21 protein-coding genes are annotated in these 17,119 nt (G+C 35.2%); all 21 read left to right on the top strand.

Annotated elements, in window-relative coordinates; all coding sequences use genetic code 11:
* Window positions 1–595 precede the first annotated feature (595 nt).
* The 21 genes from EDD71_RS12490 (at window position 596) to flgB (ending at window position 17,117) form a co-directional block, all read left to right on the top strand.
* Window positions 596–1,051 carry a chemotaxis protein CheW gene (locus EDD71_RS12490; RefSeq protein ID WP_133629075.1) on the top strand — a complete coding sequence of 152 codons (456 nt, stop codon included), beginning with the start codon at window positions 596–598 and terminating at the stop codon, window positions 1,049–1,051.
* Between the two features lie 14 nt (window positions 1,052–1,065).
* Window positions 1,066–1,554, top strand: a complete 489-nt coding sequence (locus EDD71_RS12485; protein WP_133629074.1) for a chemotaxis protein CheD — start codon at window positions 1,066–1,068, stop codon at window positions 1,552–1,554.
* Window positions 1,555–1,556: 2 nt separating this feature from the next.
* Window positions 1,557–2,597, top strand: a complete 1,041-nt coding sequence (locus EDD71_RS12480) for a protein-glutamate methylesterase/protein-glutamine glutaminase (RefSeq protein ID WP_133629073.1) — start codon at window positions 1,557–1,559, stop codon at window positions 2,595–2,597.
* Between the two features lie 4 nt (window positions 2,598–2,601).
* Window positions 2,602–3,378: a CheR family methyltransferase gene (locus EDD71_RS12475; protein ID WP_133629072.1), complete on the top strand. Its 777-nt coding sequence runs from the start codon at window positions 2,602–2,604 to the stop codon at window positions 3,376–3,378.
* A gap of 1 nt (window position 3,379) precedes the next feature.
* Window positions 3,380–5,338, top strand: coding sequence for a chemotaxis protein CheA (locus tag EDD71_RS12470; RefSeq protein WP_133629071.1), 1,959 nt, complete (start codon window positions 3,380–3,382; stop codon window positions 5,336–5,338).
* A 13-nt stretch (window positions 5,339–5,351) separates the two neighbouring features.
* The gene (locus EDD71_RS12465) at window positions 5,352–5,951 is read left to right on the top strand and encodes a chemotaxis protein CheC (RefSeq protein ID WP_133629070.1); all 600 of its coding nucleotides are present in this window, start codon (window positions 5,352–5,354) and stop codon (window positions 5,949–5,951) included.
* A 12-nt stretch (window positions 5,952–5,963) separates the two neighbouring features.
* Entirely contained in the window at window positions 5,964–6,323 is a 360-nt protein-coding gene (locus EDD71_RS12460; protein ID WP_133629069.1) for a response regulator, read from the top strand.
* Between the two features lie 11 nt (window positions 6,324–6,334).
* Complete coding sequence (locus tag EDD71_RS12455; protein ID WP_133629068.1) at window positions 6,335–6,727, top strand: chemotaxis protein CheW; 393 nt, start codon at window positions 6,335–6,337, stop codon at window positions 6,725–6,727.
* A 10-nt stretch (window positions 6,728–6,737) separates the two neighbouring features.
* Window positions 6,738–7,727 carry a flagellar motor switch protein FliM gene (gene fliM / locus EDD71_RS12450; RefSeq protein WP_133629067.1) on the top strand — a complete coding sequence of 330 codons (990 nt, stop codon included), beginning with the start codon at window positions 6,738–6,740 and terminating at the stop codon, window positions 7,725–7,727.
* On the top strand, window positions 7,720–8,793 hold the full coding sequence (fliY, locus tag EDD71_RS12445; protein ID WP_133629066.1) for a flagellar motor switch phosphatase FliY: 1,074 nt from the start codon (window positions 7,720–7,722) through the stop codon (window positions 8,791–8,793). The genes fliM and fliY overlap by 8 nt, the downstream gene beginning before the upstream one ends.
* A gap of 24 nt (window positions 8,794–8,817) precedes the next feature.
* The gene (locus EDD71_RS12440) at window positions 8,818–9,171 is read left to right on the top strand and encodes a flagellar biosynthesis anti-sigma factor FlgM (protein ID WP_133629065.1); all 354 of its coding nucleotides are present in this window, start codon (window positions 8,818–8,820) and stop codon (window positions 9,169–9,171) included.
* Window positions 9,171–9,602: a flagellar protein FlgN gene (locus tag EDD71_RS12435; RefSeq protein ID WP_133629064.1), complete on the top strand. Its 432-nt coding sequence runs from the start codon at window positions 9,171–9,173 to the stop codon at window positions 9,600–9,602. Before EDD71_RS12440 ends, EDD71_RS12435 begins: the two co-directional genes overlap by 1 nt.
* A 12-nt stretch (window positions 9,603–9,614) precedes the next feature.
* Window positions 9,615–11,264, top strand: coding sequence for a flagellar hook-associated protein FlgK (gene flgK, locus EDD71_RS12430; protein WP_133629063.1), 1,650 nt, complete (start codon window positions 9,615–9,617; stop codon window positions 11,262–11,264).
* Between the two features lie 16 nt (window positions 11,265–11,280).
* Window positions 11,281–12,180 (top strand): flagellar hook-associated protein FlgL, encoded by a 900-nt coding sequence (gene flgL, locus EDD71_RS12425; protein WP_133629062.1) that lies wholly within the window; start codon window positions 11,281–11,283, stop codon window positions 12,178–12,180.
* 10 nt (window positions 12,181–12,190) lie between these two features.
* Window positions 12,191–12,610: a flagellar assembly protein FliW gene (gene fliW / locus EDD71_RS12420; RefSeq protein ID WP_133629061.1), complete on the top strand. Its 420-nt coding sequence runs from the start codon at window positions 12,191–12,193 to the stop codon at window positions 12,608–12,610.
* Window positions 12,601–12,813, top strand: a complete 213-nt coding sequence (gene csrA, locus EDD71_RS12415; protein WP_133629060.1) for a carbon storage regulator CsrA — start codon at window positions 12,601–12,603, stop codon at window positions 12,811–12,813. Before fliW ends, csrA begins: the two co-directional genes overlap by 10 nt.
* Before the next feature lie 156 nt (window positions 12,814–12,969).
* On the top strand, window positions 12,970–14,916 hold the full coding sequence (fliD, locus tag EDD71_RS12410; RefSeq protein ID WP_133629059.1) for a flagellar filament capping protein FliD: 1,947 nt from the start codon (window positions 12,970–12,972) through the stop codon (window positions 14,914–14,916).
* Entirely contained in the window at window positions 14,916–15,260 is a 345-nt protein-coding gene (gene fliT / locus EDD71_RS12405; RefSeq protein WP_133629058.1) for a flagellar protein FliT, read from the top strand. The genes fliD and fliT overlap by 1 nt, the downstream gene beginning before the upstream one ends.
* Before the next feature lie 189 nt (window positions 15,261–15,449).
* Window positions 15,450–15,803 carry a flagellar protein FlaG gene (locus tag EDD71_RS12400; RefSeq protein ID WP_133629057.1) on the top strand — a complete coding sequence of 118 codons (354 nt, stop codon included), beginning with the start codon at window positions 15,450–15,452 and terminating at the stop codon, window positions 15,801–15,803.
* A 140-nt stretch (window positions 15,804–15,943) separates the two neighbouring features.
* Complete coding sequence (gene fliS / locus EDD71_RS12395) at window positions 15,944–16,324, top strand: flagellar export chaperone FliS (protein ID WP_133629056.1); 381 nt, start codon at window positions 15,944–15,946, stop codon at window positions 16,322–16,324.
* A 382-nt stretch (window positions 16,325–16,706) separates the two neighbouring features.
* Window positions 16,707–17,117, top strand: a complete 411-nt coding sequence (flgB, locus tag EDD71_RS12390) for a flagellar basal body rod protein FlgB (protein ID WP_133629055.1) — start codon at window positions 16,707–16,709, stop codon at window positions 17,115–17,117.
* Window positions 17,118–17,119 lie beyond the last annotated feature (2 nt).

The raw sequence follows: 17,119 nt of genomic DNA, 5'->3' as shown, positions 1-17,119 counted from the left end.
AGTAATTAAGATGGGCTTAAGGTTAAGTATGGGCTATCTTACCCTATTCAACATGATTTTTCACTAAGTGTTGCATTTAATATTGCAATTTAAGTACAAAAATAATTTGTTAAAAAAAGTTGAATTTTAAAGAGTAAAAAATATAGTTTAAAATTTTGTACATAAAAGGATATTATGTTAAATACGCAGAACATAAAACATCTTCGAAGACTTTAATAAAGTATAAAGAAATAGAATTTAAAGGTCAGGGTAAAAGAAGTAATAAGAAAAATCACCGGAGTACCTGAACCAATTAACCCCTATGATTAAAATAAAATATTTTTACAGCCGAGTATAAAAAAAGCCTCTAGAAGTGGGAGGAAAAGTCGATTATTACAATATAGGGCTTTAGTTATAACGGTATACTGCTGCCAAAACAGTAAGGATCTGTGTATGTAAGGATGGAAAAATAGAGATTGAAACCGTTTATCAAAAATATTGCACTTTCATTTAATGAGCAGATATATAAGATCGAATATCCTGTAAGAAATGCGATAAACATATATGTTCGAAGGTGAACTTATTATAGGAAAACTAAAACTAAAGAGGTGGTAATATGAATGAAAAGAAAGTGGTTGTCTTTAAAATCGATGAGGAATATTTTGCAGCTGATATAATGGAGGTTGAAAGGATACTCGGATACATAGAACCTACAAGAGTACCTGATTCTCCGGATTACATAGTTGGTGTTATAAGATATCAGGATGGAATATTGCCTATAATGAATTTAAGAAAGCGACTAAACATAGGCAGCAATGAAATAAAGAATGATTCTAAAATAATCGTGGTGAAAAATGATAATAAAAGCATTGGTCTAATTGTGGACATGGTATCCGAGGTCATTGACATATCAGAAGAGAATATTGAATCTGCTCCTGATATCGTAAAAGGAATATCAAATAAGTATGTCACAGGAATGATAAAACTTGACAGAAGGATTATTATTTTAATTGACACACTGAGCATATTAACAAAGGAAGAGCTAAACAATCTGGAAACATTATCACAATAAATTGGAGAGATATTATGGATGAAAAGGACATAAAAGTTGGAATAGGTGATTTGAATGTTGCTTTGCCGCCATATAGATTAATAACTCTTGGCCTTGGCTCCTGTGTTGGTATAGCGCTATACGATAGTATCAGCAAGGTTGCCGGGCTTGCGCACATAATGCTTCCTGATAGTTCATGTTTTAAAAACCAAAAAAATCCCATGAAGTTTGCAGATGCTGCAATTCCAATTTTGATAGATAAAATGCTTGAAAAGGGAGCAAGTAGAGTTCGCCTAAGAGCCAAGATAGCTGGAGGTGCAAGCATGTTTTCCTTTACAGATAAAAATTCTATATTGGACATTGGAAGCAGAAACGTAAAATCAGTAATGAGCGTATTGTCAAAAAACAATATATCGTTAATTGCGGAGGATACTGGAGGTAATTTTGGAAGGACAATGATTGTCGAGGCTGAAACTGGTAAGGTATACATAAGAACAGCTGGAAAGGGTATAAAGGAGTTGTAGCTATGTTTGAAAAAATAAAAGTGCTTGTTGTAGATGATTCAGCCTTTATGAGGAAAATGATTTCTGATATGATAAACAGCCAGCCAGATATGACAGTTATTGACACGGCAAAGGATGGGGAGTCGGCTATATTAAAAGCCCAGGCTTTATCACCTGATGTTATAACTTTAGATATAGAAATGCCCAAAAAGAATGGGCTTGAGGCATTGAAGATCATTAAAGAAATTTCTAAAAGTCAGGTTGTAATGGTCAGCAGCTTAACTGCTGAAGGTTCATTAATAACGATAGAGGCCCTGAGGCTTGGAGCCTTCGACTTCATCCAGAAACCATCCGGTTCTATATCCTTAGATATTGATAAGGTTAAGGAGGATTTAGTTGAAAAAATCAGATATGCAAAGGGCCATCTAAAAAAAATTAAATCCTCCGTCAGAAATCTTAATGAAAATAGGGTATTCATATCAACTCTGAGCAGAAATAGAGTCATAAACGCTTTAGTACTTGGAGCATCTACCGGTGGTCCAAGAGTTCTTTACGATGTAATAACTAGGCTGCCCGAAAAATTGGGTATACCAGTGTTTGTAGTTCAACATATGCCTCCTGGTTTTACCAAGGCATTTGCGGAGAGGATAAATAGCAGCAGCAGTCTTGATGTTGTTGAAGCGAAGGATGGAGATATCATAAGGCAGAATTGCGTTTATATAGCCCCGGGAGGATACCATATGCTTATAAAAAAAGATAAAATCAAATTGGATACGACTCCACCGTTACATGGGGTAAGGCCTGCCGCTGATAAACTCTTTATTTCTGCCTCTGAAAGTTATAATGGAAATGTACTTGGAGTTGTTCTAACAGGAATGGGCAAGGATGGTGCTGCAGGAGTTAAGGCTATTAAGGAAAGGGGTGGACTAGTAATAGCTCAGGACGAGGCTACATCAACGGTTTATGGAATGCCAAAGGCTGCATTTGAAACGGGATGTGTTGATATGGTGCTGCCAGACTACAGAATATGCGATGAAATAGTTAAAATGGTTAAGAGGACGTGATAATTTGGAGTTTCAAAGAATTGAAGAATTTGTATTAAGGGAGTATGGCATAAACTTAAGTGCATATAAATCAAAGCAGCTTACAAGAAGGATAGAAAGCTTTATGTCACGCATAGGCGCAATAAATGAAAATGAGTTCATAATACGTTTGAAAGGTGACAACCTTTTAAACAAAAAATTCAGGGATCATCTAACCATAAACGTATCCGAATTCTTCAGAAATAAAGAAATATTTATGGATTTAGAGGACAAGCTCAGGGAAATGACAAGCCAAACCACATGCCCTATAAAGGTATGGAGCGCGGGCTGTTCAAATGGTGCAGAGCCATATACACTTGCTATTATTTTAGACAGACTTACCCCGGGAAGAAGGCATCAAATCATTGCAACGGACATAGACATAACAATACTTGAAACTGCAAAACGCGGCATATACACTAAAAACGATATAAAAAACGTTGACATCGATATTCTAAGAAAGTATTTCAACATCCGTGAAGACAAATATGAAATTAAAGATGATATAAAATCCCGGGTTAATTTTAAAAGGCATGATCTTATACAGGATAGATATGAAGAAAATTTCGATTTAATTGTATGCAGGAATGTGGTTATTTATTTTACTCAGGAGGCAAAAAACAAAATATATAAAGGGTTTTATAAATCATTAAAGCCAGGCGGACTTCTTTTTGTAGGGGCTACAGAGAGCATATTTAATTATCGAGAACTAGGGTTTGAAAAAGCTTCCACATTTATATATAAAAAGCCGGGAGGGAATTAACATGGATATGTCGCAGTATTTTGATATATTTCTGGAAGAATCCCATGAAAATCTGCAGAATCTAAACGAAGGCATACTTTTGCTTGAAAAAAACCCTCAGGATAAGGAAACGATAAATTCTATTTTTAGAGTAGCACATACTCTAAAGGGTATGGCTGGCAGCATGGGTTTTAGTGATATAGCGGAGTTAACACATAGGATGGAAAATATACTGGATAAATTTAGGAATGACGAGCTGGAGGTAACCACTGATGTTATAACACTTCTGTTTAAGTGCCTTGATACTCTTGAAATAATGATAGATAATATACAAAATGATAAAAATGAACATGTAGATCTTCAGGAAATCATAAGTTTAATTGAATGTATAGAGTCAGAAAAAACAAAAGAAGGGCCTGGAATTAAAAAGGATATTTTTGAACTTGAACTAAATGAATATGACAAAAACATCATAAAACAGGCACAGGATAAGAATTATAACGTATTAAAGGCTGATATAACTTTATATAGTGACTGTATACTAAAATCTGCAAGGGCATTTTTAGTATATAAGGCTCTGGAGGATATTGGTGAAATCATAAAGACCATACCTACCATTGAGGAACTTGAACAGGAAAAATTCAACAATTCCTTCAGCATAATATTCATTACTCAGAAAAGCAGTGATGATGTAAAGAAAATAATTGAAGGAATATCTGAAATTGAAAGCGTTAACATACAGGAAATTTCAAAAAGAAAGAATGATGAAGCAGCTGCAGAAGTTGCTGTGGCAGTCCGTGAAAACGATAAGGTACAGGAAAGCCGCAGGGAAGAGGAAAAGTCTTTTAAAAAGGTTCATCAGTCAGTTAGGGTTGACCTTGAAAGGCTTGATAAGTTTATGAATCTTGTTGGAGAGCTTGTTATCCATAGGACAAGGCTTGAACAGATAAGCAGCAGCCATAAGCTTGTCGATCTTCATGAAACGCTTGAGCAGGTTGGGAGAATTACATCGGATCTTCAAGATCTGGTTATGAAGATTAGAATGCTTCCCATTGAAAGGGTATTTAACAGATTTCCAAGAATGGTAAGGGATTTATCGCAGGAATTAAATAAGGATATAGAGCTTGTTATAAAGGGTGAAGATACAGAACTGGACAGAACAGTAATTGACGAGATAGGGGAACCTTTAGTACACTTAATACGAAACTCTGCGGATCATGGTATTGAACCGAGCGATGAAAGATTGAAAAAGGGAAAGCCGTCTAAAGGCACGATTAGGTTAATCGCTTACCAGGAAGGAAATAAGGCTGTAATCAGGGTTGAAGATGATGGAAGGGGCCTGGATGTCGAGAAAATAAAATCAAAGGCACAGAGCCTAGGGATAGATACTGAAGGTATGAGTGACTCTGATATCAAAAATTTAATCTTTATGAATGGATTCAGCACAAGGGATAAGGTAACGGATATATCAGGCCGTGGAGTTGGTATGGATGTCGTTAAAACTAAAATTTCATCCCTTGGAGGAACAATTGACGTTATAAGCGAAATTGGAAAGGGTACAAGCTTCGTTATCAGGCTTCCCCTTACACTTTCTATTATACAGGCTCTTCTTGTAAAGGTTGGTGGAGAAACCTTTGCTATTTCTCTAGGTTTTATAGACAGAGTAATAAATATAAATACAAATGAAATAAAGAAAACCAACAATAGAGAAGTTATTATATACAGAGGAAACGTTATACCTTTAGTCAGAGTGGCTAGAAGGTTAAATCTGGTTGAAGATGACAATGATGAAAAATTTGTAGTAATCGTAAATGTTGGAGAAAGAACTGTCGGGCTTTTAGTTGATTCTTTATTTGGACAACAGGAAGTGGTTATAAAATCAATGGGAAAGATACTGCAAAACCTCAAGGAATATGTCGGTGCAACTATACTTGGTGACGGATTTGTTACCCTTATACTTGATGTGGCGGCTCTTGTATAAAGTAGGTGATATTTTGGATAGGAAATTGAGTGAAATCCAGCTGGATGCCCTTAGGGAGGTTGGAAACATAGGTGCTGGTAATTCTGCTACTGCCCTGTCGCAGATGATGGGAAAAAGAATAGATATGTCTCTACCGCAGGTTAATATACTTTCATTTGAAGATATGATAAAAAGAGTTGGTACTGAAGAAGAAATAGTAGTTGCTGTATTGCTCAAGGTGTTTGGAGATGCGCCTGGAAATATATTATTTTTGATGAAACAGGATAAGGCACAGGAGTTTGCTGAGACCATTCTCGGTGGCTTTAGTGAAGTAACCGATGAAATATATTTATCCCTTTTCCAAGAAGTTGGTAACATACTTGGAAATTCATATATTAATGCAATTTCCAGACTAACATCTTTAAGCTTATTAACATCTGTACCTGCAATTTCAATTGATATGCTTGCAGCGGTACTTAGCTCCTCATTTATGGATGCACAACAATACAGCGACTATGTACTGGCAATAGATACTAACTTTATAGAAGATGGAAAAAAATCAGGAGGCAACTTTTTCTATATACCTAAACCAGGTTCACTGGATATAATACTAACTAAATTGGGGTTAAACTAAGGAGGTCAAAAAATGGCAAAAATATTAATCGTTGATGATGCTGCATTTATGAGAATGATGTTAAAGGATATATTAACAAAAAATGGTTTTGAAATATGCGGTGAAGCACCAAACGGTATAAAGGCTGTCGAAATCTATAAATCTGAAAAACCCGATATAGTCACAATGGATATTACAATGCCTGAAATGGATGGTATCCAGGCCGTTAAAGAAATAAAAAGGATCGATCCAAACGCCAAAATAATAATGTGCTCTGCCATGGGGCAGCAGGCTATGGTTATGGAAGCGATTAAATCGGGAGCAAGGGACTTTATAGTGAAGCCTTTTCAACCAGATAGAGTTATTGAATCCATTAAGAAGGTTCTGGGTTAGGAGTGATATGAGTGCAGGTTATTGTTTTTACTCTTGGCAATGAAAAGTATGCTCTTGACACAAAGCTTGTGCATGGAATCGAAAAAGTTATGAGTATAACCAGGGTCCCAACGGCACCTTACTACATCAAAGGCCTTGTAAACTTAAGAGGCAATATAATTTCGATACTTGATTTAAAGGCATATCTGAATATAGAATATGTAAAAGAAGAGGAAAACATTATAATAGTTGAAATAGACGACGAGCGAATAGGGCTTCTAGTTGATAACGTACATGAAGTGGTTGATATCCAGAACGACATGATTGAAAGGATATCGGAGTCTTCAGGATATATAAAGGGTGTTATAAATTTTAAGGATTATATTGTAACACTTTTGGAGGGAGAAATGTTGTTAAACAGTTAGGAGGGATATTATGGGTGAAGTATTATCACAGAGCGAAATAGATGCCCTCCTCTCGGCTCTTTCATCTGGAGAAATAGAATTTGAAGATTCTCCTCCAGAAGAAAAGCATAGGGTAAAAAAGTATGATTTTAAAAGGCCAAACAAGTTTTCTAAGGAGCATATAAAAACCCTTGAGATGGTTTATGATAACTTTTCAAGGACAGTATCAAATTTCCTCACTGCTCAACTTCGAACATCTGTAAACATTAAGGTGGTGTCTACAGAACAGATTACCTTTGAGGAATTTATACGTTCTATACCTAATCCTACAATTTTAATGACCTTTTATCTTGACCCATTTACTGGGCCTATGATGTTTGAGACAGAACCTCAGTTTGTATTCCAGCTCATAGATATTTTGTTCGGAGGCACAGGTAAATCCATTATAAAAACCAGAGAATTTACTGAAATTGAAAAAAACATTATGAAAAAGATTAATTTAAAGATGTTGGAAAATTTAAAGCTTGCCTGGGAAGATATAATGGATGTTAATGTTAGATTTGAAAGCCTTGAAACCAACCCGGTTTTGAATCAGGTTATAGCTCCAAACGAGCCGGTTGTGCTAGTTACTATGAGTGTGGAAATAGACCAAAACCAGAGCTTTATGAATATGTGCATACCTTATATGTCGTTGGAAAAACACATGGAAAAACTCATAATACAGTATAAAACTGCTGTTTCCAGCGTAGACGATCTTGAAAACAAAAAAAGAATGGAAAAGAATCTATCGGACGTAAAGGTAGATATTTTTGTGGAGCTTGGAAGGAGTTATCTGACAGTGGAAGATTTTCTCAATATTTCAGTTGGCGACTGCATAACCTTAAACGAAAAAATAAACGATACCTTAAAACTTTATATTGAAGATAAGGCTCACTTTAAGGTATACCCTGGAACTATAGGTAAAAAACTTGGAGTTCAAATTGTAGAAATTATAGATGAGGATGTGAAAGAGTATGAATGATGGAATACTTTCACAGGAAGAAATTGATGCGCTTTTAAATGGTGGAGTTTCTTCTTCTCCCGGTTTATCAGAAAGCGATAAGGATCTTCTTGGAGAAATTGGTAATATATCAATGGGTTCTGCTTCAACGGCCCTTTCAACGATAATAAATAAAATGGTTAACATAACTACTCCAAAGGTTTCAATAACAACGATGCAAGAAATAAAAAAAGGTTTTGAAATGCCATACATCCTTCTTGAGGTGGAATATGTAGAAGGCCTTAAAGGGATGAACATACTTTTAATGAAGATCACAGATGCCTCTGTAATTGCTGATATAATGATGGGAGGTACGGGAGAAAGAAAATCCGAAAGCCTTTCAGAAATTGAGATAAGCGCTGTGTCAGAGGCAATGAATCAGATGATAGGAGCTTCAGCAACATCGCTTTCTACCATGCTTAACATTCCTATAAACATTTCACCACCAATTGCAAAGATATGCGATGGAAAAACTGAAGAGCTTTCTCAAAATATAAGCGAGAAGGAAAATATTGTATGCATTTCCTTTAAGCTGACCATAGATGTGCTGGTGGATAGTGAAATAATGATGCTGCTTCCGGTAAAGACTTCAAGGGATATTATAGATAAAATGATCGGTAATTCCGAAGATGATTTATCGAAGGGCAGAAAAGTGCATGAGGCCAGTGAACCGGTTTTTAAGCCTGAAGGATTGGAATATGAAACTTTAAAATATAATGAACCACAGCCAAAAGTTCAAAGAGCACAATTTATGCCTTTGACACCAATTGCACAAAAAGAGCAGCAAAACATCGACTTAATACTTGATGTACCACTTGAAATTTCGGTTGTTCTAGGTAGAACAAAGAAGACCATAAAGGAAATATTATCTCTCGGGGCAGGCTCCCTTATTGAACTTGATAAACTCACTGAAGAACCTGTGGAAATACTTGTCAATGGCAAAAAGGTGGCACTTGGAGAAGTTGTTGTGGTTGATGAAAACTTTGGAGTTAGAATTACAAGCATAGTAAGCAATGTGGAGAGAGTAAAAAGTCTGCAGGGAAAATAACCCGCAGACTTTTTGCTAAAGTTTATGATTTTCAGTACGATAAATTATATAGCGGAGCTGAGCGGTGTAAATAACACAAAGCCAGGGAGTGATAAAATGAGAATAAACAACAATGACGTAAACCGTATAATATCTATTTATAACAAAAATTTAAGACCCGACAACTCAAAGGAAGTAAAGAAAAATATAAACGATAAGGTTGAAATATCAAAAACAGGAAAAGAGATTGCAAGGTATATCGACGTAGCAAAAAATACTGACATAAAGAGCAACAGAGCAGGAGAAATAAAGGAACTTATAAAGCAAAATAAATACAATATCGATTCGGAAAAACTCGCTGAAAGCATATTAAAGCACATAAAGGAAAGGGATTTTTAATGGAATTAAAGGAAATAATAACGAACCAAAAGGAATGCCTTATAGAATTAAATGAACTTCTTGATCTTGAAAAGGAGGTTTTAATTAAAGACAGGGCCTGCGAAATACCTGAAATCGTAGAAAAGAAAAAGTTGATAGCCCAAAAAATGTCCCTCCTTGAAAAGGAAAGGATAGAATTGTGCGGTGATAAAACATCCAGCGATTTAATAAAGGATGGATTGATAGATAAGCAAACCATCAGAACGATGCAGATACTTTTAGCAAGTGCCAAGGAAAAAGGTGAAATGAATTTGATGCTCACAAGACAGTCACTCAACTATATCAGGATGATAATTTCGGCACTGAGCCCTTCAAAAGGAGTAATAACATATGGAAATAGTGGAAAGGCACAGGATAATCAAAAAACGAGTATTTTTACTACAAAGGCATAGGAGGGCTTTAATATGAGCGGACTTTTCAATACGTTTAATATAGCTAAAAGAGGAATGCAGGCACAACAGACAGCACTTCAGGTAACTTCACATAATATAGCCAATGCTAACACTGAAGGATATTCTGTTCAAAGAGCTCAGTTTGAAACCACAAAACCCTTTGGCATGCCTTCATTAACTTCTGCTAGTGGGCCTGGACAGCTTGGAACAGGGGTTGAAATTTCAACTATTACAAGGGCAAGGGATGAATTTATAGACTATCAGATAAGAAGAGAAAAAAGCAGCTTAGGAAAATTTACATCACGTGAAGAGTTTCTCTCAGAAATAGAAACCATATTCATGGAACCATCAGACACAGGCCTTTCAAATACATTGAGCCAGTTCTGGGATGCATGGAATCAGCTTTCAACAACACCTGAAAGCTCTACAGCCAGAACAATAGTAGCCCAAAATGCAGAAGCCTTAACCAACGCTATAAATCATAACTACGAGCAATTGCAAAAAATGCAGATTAACGCAGGAGATATTATTAAGGAACAGATATTTGATATAAACAGTATATTGAAGCAAATAAATGAGCTTAATGTACAAATAAAATCCGTTATTATTTCAGGACAAACACCTAACGATTTATTGGACAGAAGGGATTTGCTTTTGGATAAGCTCTCTGAAAGGTTTAGTTTTGATATTGAGAAAACTGATTTTGGTGGTATAAAAATATATGCACGTCTTAACGATGGGAATAAAAAGGAATTGCTCTCCGACGGTACCATAAATACTGGAATTTCATATATAAATAGCATTTATAAGGATAAAGACAGCGGAGAATGGAAATTGGAGCTGTATAACGGAGGAGAGATAAACGATAGAACAACTCTTGTTGTGTCTGATGATGAGGTAACGAAGTACGCAAACATCGAAAACGATAAGGTGACTTCTTTAAAGGTTCATACAGTTTTTTATTATTCTTCTGATGCAAATAAACCGTTAATTGAACCTGCGGATTTTGAAAACGGGAGTCTAAATGGATATGAATCTGTATCACAGGAGATAAGCAGATTTAAGGATCAACTTAACAATCTAGCAAGGGTACTCGCAATTTCCGTTAATACAATACATTCAAATAACGATCCTTCAGGGAATAATGACTTTTTTCTTAGTTCAGCTGAAACGGATAAGGAACCGGCAAAAACCATTAGAGTTAGAGCAGAAATCTTGGATGATCCATCTCTTATAAACGCTGGTAAGGAGATAGGAGGTAATACCGGAAACGGCGAAAGGGCCCTTTTGATAGGACAGATTAGAAATACCAGGCTTGACATACTTGATATAAAAGATAGAGACGATTTTATTGAAAAGTCAGGTCTTGACCTGAATGAATTGGAAATAAACAACAGTCAGACAGGTACAACCATTGACAGCTACTTTAAGGATTCCATTGCAAACCTTGGAATTTTAAATCAGGAAGCAAAGAAAATGGTAACAAACCAGAACACCCTCTTAACGCAGCTAGAAACTAGAAGGGATTCCCTATCCGGCGTTTCCCTGGACGAAGAAATGACTAACATGATTCAGTTTCAGAGGGCATATGAAGCAAATGCAAAGATGATTAGCGTTTTAGATCAGCTTCTTGACGTAGTTGTAAACGGTTTAATAAGATAATAGGCAGGTGATATGGATGAGAATTACGAACAGAGTGCTTGTAAAAAGCTACCTCTCAGACTTAACTGCTAATCTTGAAAATATGAAAAAATATCAGGAACAACTTTCTTCAGGCAAGGAAGTAAGAAGACCTTCAGATAATCCATTTAAGGCTGCAAGGGCAATGGAGCTTACGACAAGCATAGCGGTAAATGAAAGATATAAAGCTAACATAGATGAGGGTATTGGCTGGCTTGAGACCACAGACGTTGCGCTGGGACAGATGAACGATGCCCTGCAGAGAATAAGGGAGTTGACGGTACAGGGAAGCAATGGCACCTATGACAGTACCCAGAGATATTCAATTCAAAAAGAGATTGAACAGCTCAAGGAATCCCTGGCCCAGATAGGCAATACTTTTTATGATGGCAGGTATATATTTGGAGGGGATAAGACAACAGAACCTCCCTTTAAAATAGTTGATGGTAAAGTAATCTATCAAGGCTCAACGAATGGATTAAAAAAGGAATTTTCCCAGGGAGTTATAATGGACATTGCCATAAACGGCAATAAGTTTGCGAACGATTCAAAAATACAACCTGCTGATGAAGATGGAGTTTTTAAAGTTATAAGTGAAATAATCAATGATCTTGCAAATAATAAGTCGCCTTCAGATAGGCTCAAAGAGCTTGATGAACAGATAGATAATATATTAAAACTCCGTGCAGAGGTTGGTGCCAAATCCAACAGGCTTAATGCTATGAAATCCAAGAATGAAGATGAAATATTTAATATGACGGAGCTTTTGTCTAAGACAGTTGATATAGATATAGCACAAAAGATTATGGAGTATAGTGTTATGGAATCAATATATACAGCTTCGCTTCAGGCAGGAGCAAAAATACTTCAGCCAAGCTTATTAGACTTTTTAAGGTAGGATGGTATAGATGAAAATTGGAACTAGATTCTTTGGGGAGATAGAAATAGATGAAAAAGAAATAATAAAATTCAAATATGGTATTCCAGGATTTGAACATTTAAAGGAGTTTGTGATTTTAAATCTGGAGGATAACCCCAATTTAAAGTGTCTTCAGAGTGTGGAGGAGAAATCCATCTGTCTTATGATGATCTCTCCCTGGACTTATTTTAAGGATTATGAAATAAAGCTATCGGATAACGAAGTAGAGGAGCTTGAAATCGAAAAAGAACGTGATGTTTTAATATATAATATAATTACTGTGAGGGGAGATAAAATAACTGCAAACCTTCTTGCACCCATAGTAATAAATATAATAAACAATAAGGGCAAGCAAATAATACTATCTGATAGTAAATATAGTATAAGGCAGGAGATACCATGCTTGTAGTTACAAGAAAACAGGGAGAGTCTTTAGTTATTGATGATAATATAGAAATAACGGTACTAGAAATCCAAGGTGGAAGTGTAAAAATCGGAATAGAAGCTCCTAAAAATATTAGTATTTTAAGAAAAGAACTCATTGTTGAAATTGGAAGGGAAAATATAGAGTCAACTAAAAATATCGAAGACATTATAAAGAAAATAAAATGACTTCGTTTTTTTCAAATCCCAAGCCTTAGAACTTCTTTGCCAAGAGTGCTGGTGAATGAAATATTTTTTTATCACAGCGCCTATCTGTAAATTTATCTAGCACAACAAGTTAATTTACACTAAATATGTAAGCTTTAAAGATAAGGTGGTGATAAGATGAGCGATATGCTGAGAATTACAGGCCTTGCAACGGGACTTGACGTTGACAGTATGGTTAAGACAATGATGAAGGCTGAAAATGTAAAATTGGATAAGCTAAAGCAGGACAGGCAAATTGTGCAGTGGAAGCAGGAATTATACAGGGAGATACTGGGAGATATAAACACATTTAAGAGTACATACTTTGATGTTTTAAAGCCCGACAGTTATATGTTATCTGTAAATAGTTACGCAGCCTTTGATATATCACATTCTGATGAAGGCAGCACAACGACGGGTTCTATTGTGTCTGTGAGTGCAGGGGCTGGTGCTGTTCCGGGTACTTATAGCGTTCAAGTTATAAACCTTGCTGAGCCTGCCAAAATAAGCGGAAATGCTTTAAACCAGAGTTTGGCTGTAACTGATACAGTAGCTCAGTCATGGTTGGGGCAATCCATAGGCTTTAGCATAGATGGAGCTTCAGAAGAAACTATCAAACTTGATAAAGATGAAAATGGACAACCATATACAATTAACACAGTAACGGATCTTGTCAGTGCCATAAACGATCAGATATCAAACAACATAAATCTAAAGGGTAAGGTAACGGCAGAAATTATAACCCAAGGAAGCGATAATTACATAAGATTTAATGCCTTAACAAACAGTATCGTGAAGATTACAAGTGCTTCTGTTACTGACCCAGCAAACGATATTCTTGCAAATTTAAAGGGGAAAATCATAAATCCAACAACTTCAACAAAGTTATCGGATTTAGGCGTTACGGGGCCAACTTCTCTTAAATTGAGCTATGACGGTGGAAATAGCACAACTATAAATATAGATACAAACAAAACCATAGGGGATGTTATAGACGCAATCAGCGAAGCTACGTCAGGAAATGTAATCGCAAAGTATAGCGAACTTACGAAAACCTTTACCATACAAACTGTCCAAACTGGAAGTTCAAAGAGTTTAACAATAGACAGCAGCAGTTCCACAGAACTTTTAAATGCCCTTGGAATTACTTCAGGAGATGGCTTACCGGGGGAGGATGCGGAGGTTACGATTACTCCTCCAGGAGGCAGTGCTACAACTATAAAAAAATCCAGCAATACCTTTACGATTGACGGTATAACTTACAATATTCTGCAGGAGTCAGGTGATCCTCCGAAAATTGCCAATATAACCCTTACATCAAACGTTCAAAAAACCTTTGATAAGATAAAGGCGTTTATAGATAAATATAATGAAATAGTAGATAAAATTCAAAAAAAGTTAAACGAAAAAAGACAGTATGATTATAAGCCCTTAACGGATGATCAAAAGAAGGAAATGAAGGATGATGATATAAAAAGATGGGAAGAAAAGGCTAAAGAAGGGCTATTGAAAAATGATTCCATGCTTCAAAACATGTTGTACTCGATGAGAAGAGCCTTCTATGATGGTGTAGAAGGAGCAGGAATATCCCTTAAAGATGCAGGCTTATCAACCAGTAGCGACTATCTTCAAGGAGGAAAAATTATTATAGATGAAGCAAAGCTTAAGGATGCAATACAAAACCGTGGTGAACAGTTGGCCAAGCTATTTATGAAGGATTCCGATATTAACTATGATCCGGATCATAAAAATGACAGCGAAAGATATGATCAAATAGGTATATTCCAGAGAATTAATGATATACTAAAGGATTATACGAGGACAACCCGTGATAGCAGCGGTAGAAAGGGAATACTTATTGAAACAGCTGGAATAGTGGGGGATCTATCTGAATTTAACAATATGCTTTCAAGGCAGATAGCAAATGACTATGATAAGAAAATAAGTGAACTTACAGATAAGCTATCTGAAAAGGAAGACAAATACTATGAACAATTCGCAAGGTTGGAAGTTGCAATGCAAAAGATGAACCAGCAGTCAGCATGGCTCATGCAGCAGCTTGGATTTTCAGGCGGTGTTAGCTAATGGAGAATGACTTAATGTTACTATTAACAGAATTCAAAAACATAACTATGAATTTATGTTCGTTCCTTGAAAATGAGGATTATGACAAAATCAATGAGTTAATTGAGAAGAGGGAAAGCTTAATAAATAGAATGAAATCGATAGAGTATAACAGTCAGGATTTTATAAGTATTTCCGAAGAACTTAATTTAATAAAATGGGAAGAAAAGCTCCATATTTTAATGTTTGAAAAACAAAAAAAATTAAAAGAAAATTTAAGTAGAATATCAATTGGTAAAAGTATTAATGCAAGCTACAATAAAAAGTTTTACGTAGATCCGATATTTTTAAACAAGAAAATATAATTTTATAGAAATAATTGATATTACCAAACCGATTGGAGCATTCCAACCGGTTTTAAATTTTATTATGGCGAATAGTAGCACGATTTTCATTTTCATTGTTTTTTCTGCGAATTGCCCACACTTCTATATAAAGTAAACTCCTATCAAAACGATAATTCTAATAGAAATTAAATAGTAGAGGTGTAATTTATGGATATCAGTCAAATGAGCCCCAACAATCTACAAATAAAAAGCAATATTAATAATTTCAAACAATTTTCAGAGAAAGAAGTTGGATTATTTGCTAAAATTGATAATGAACAGTACACTGGTAAACTAGATAATAAGGACCTTCAATCCGCAGTTGATAGAGCAAACAGAGCGCTCTTTAAAAACAATACTCACTTGAAATTTGAAATTCACGATAAAACAAAAGATGTTATGGTTAAGATTGTAAACGACGAAACAGGAGAGGTGTTAAAGGAAATACCTCCAGAGAAGATACTTGATATGGTAGCAAGGCTCTGGGAAATAGCAGGCATATTGATAGATGAAAAGCGTTAAGGGAAAAGATTATGTATATAAATCCGCTTCCCTAAAGCAAGTTGAACCTAATGCCATCTTAAGTAAACAAATGAAGTGGTAATCTGCCAGGAGGTTTGTAGTCAGCGCAATTATAGATAAGTAAGGTTAGGAGTGATTATATGTATAATGCAAATGCACTCAATGCATATCAACAGAACAGTGTAAACACAGCATCAAGAGAAAAACTTTTGCTAATGCTTTATGATGGTCTTGTGAAGTTTATAAAACTTGGCATCTCTGGAATAGAAGAAAGGGATATTCAAAAGTCAAACACCAACCTTATAAAGGCCCAGAATATTTTACTGGAATTGATGGCCACATTAAACATGAAGATAGGTGGTGAGCTGTCAAAGTCCCTTATGCTCCTGTATGATTATATGTATAGAAGGCTTATAGAAGCGAACGTCAAGAAGGATCCTGAAATAGCAAAAGAAATTCTTGGTTACGCCGAGGAGCTTAAGGATGCATTTGAAAAAGCATACCAGCAAATAAAAAAGTAGATGTTTCGTGATATGTAAAGGAAGTATTATAATAAAGTTATAAAAACGATATGAATTTGCCAAATCGTATTAATGCTTGCACAGAATGTTACGAAAAAGTTAATAAAAACAAAATTAATACAAAAAATGACCTCAATAGTAAATTGAGGTCATTTTTTGCATAGAAATTTCTTTAATTTTTAGTAATCCTATAATAAAATATAATTAAAGTAATATAGATCACAAAATAATTTTAATATAAAAATTAATATTACTGAATTATTTATTAAAATATAACATAATTTAATTTTTTTCTTTATTATATTGTATTGACTTTTGCTAATATATGTAATAAATTAGTCGATAGAGGATTATTATTTCGAAAGAAAGGAATTATTGTAAAATGGTGCAAGATATTGATCGTAATACATATATTCTTATCAAAAAATCTTTGGATGCTTCGGCTGAAAGATCAAGAGTTATAGCCCATAACATTGCAAATATTAATACCAGGGGATTTAAAGCCTCAAGAGTTGTATTTGAGGAAAAATTGAATGAAATATTAAATGGTGAAAATATAAGGTTAAAGACCACGGATAGTAAACATATTTCTAATGGAAATTCCATTAGTGATTTAAGCTATGATGTGATAAAGGACAAGTCTACCTCTATGAGACTTGATGGAAATAACGTTGATATCGATAGCGAAATGACAAACTTGGCGGCAAATACCATACTTTATAATACATTAATAAGTCAGGCGAACAGTAGGATAGCAATGATGCGATATGTGATAAATGAGGGGAGAAGATAGTA

The sequence above is a fragment of the Fonticella tunisiensis genome, from assembly GCF_004364155.1.
GTDB lineage: Bacteria > Bacillota > Clostridia > Clostridiales > Caloramatoraceae > Fonticella > Fonticella tunisiensis.
This window is presented reverse-complemented; position numbering and strand designations above follow the sequence as displayed.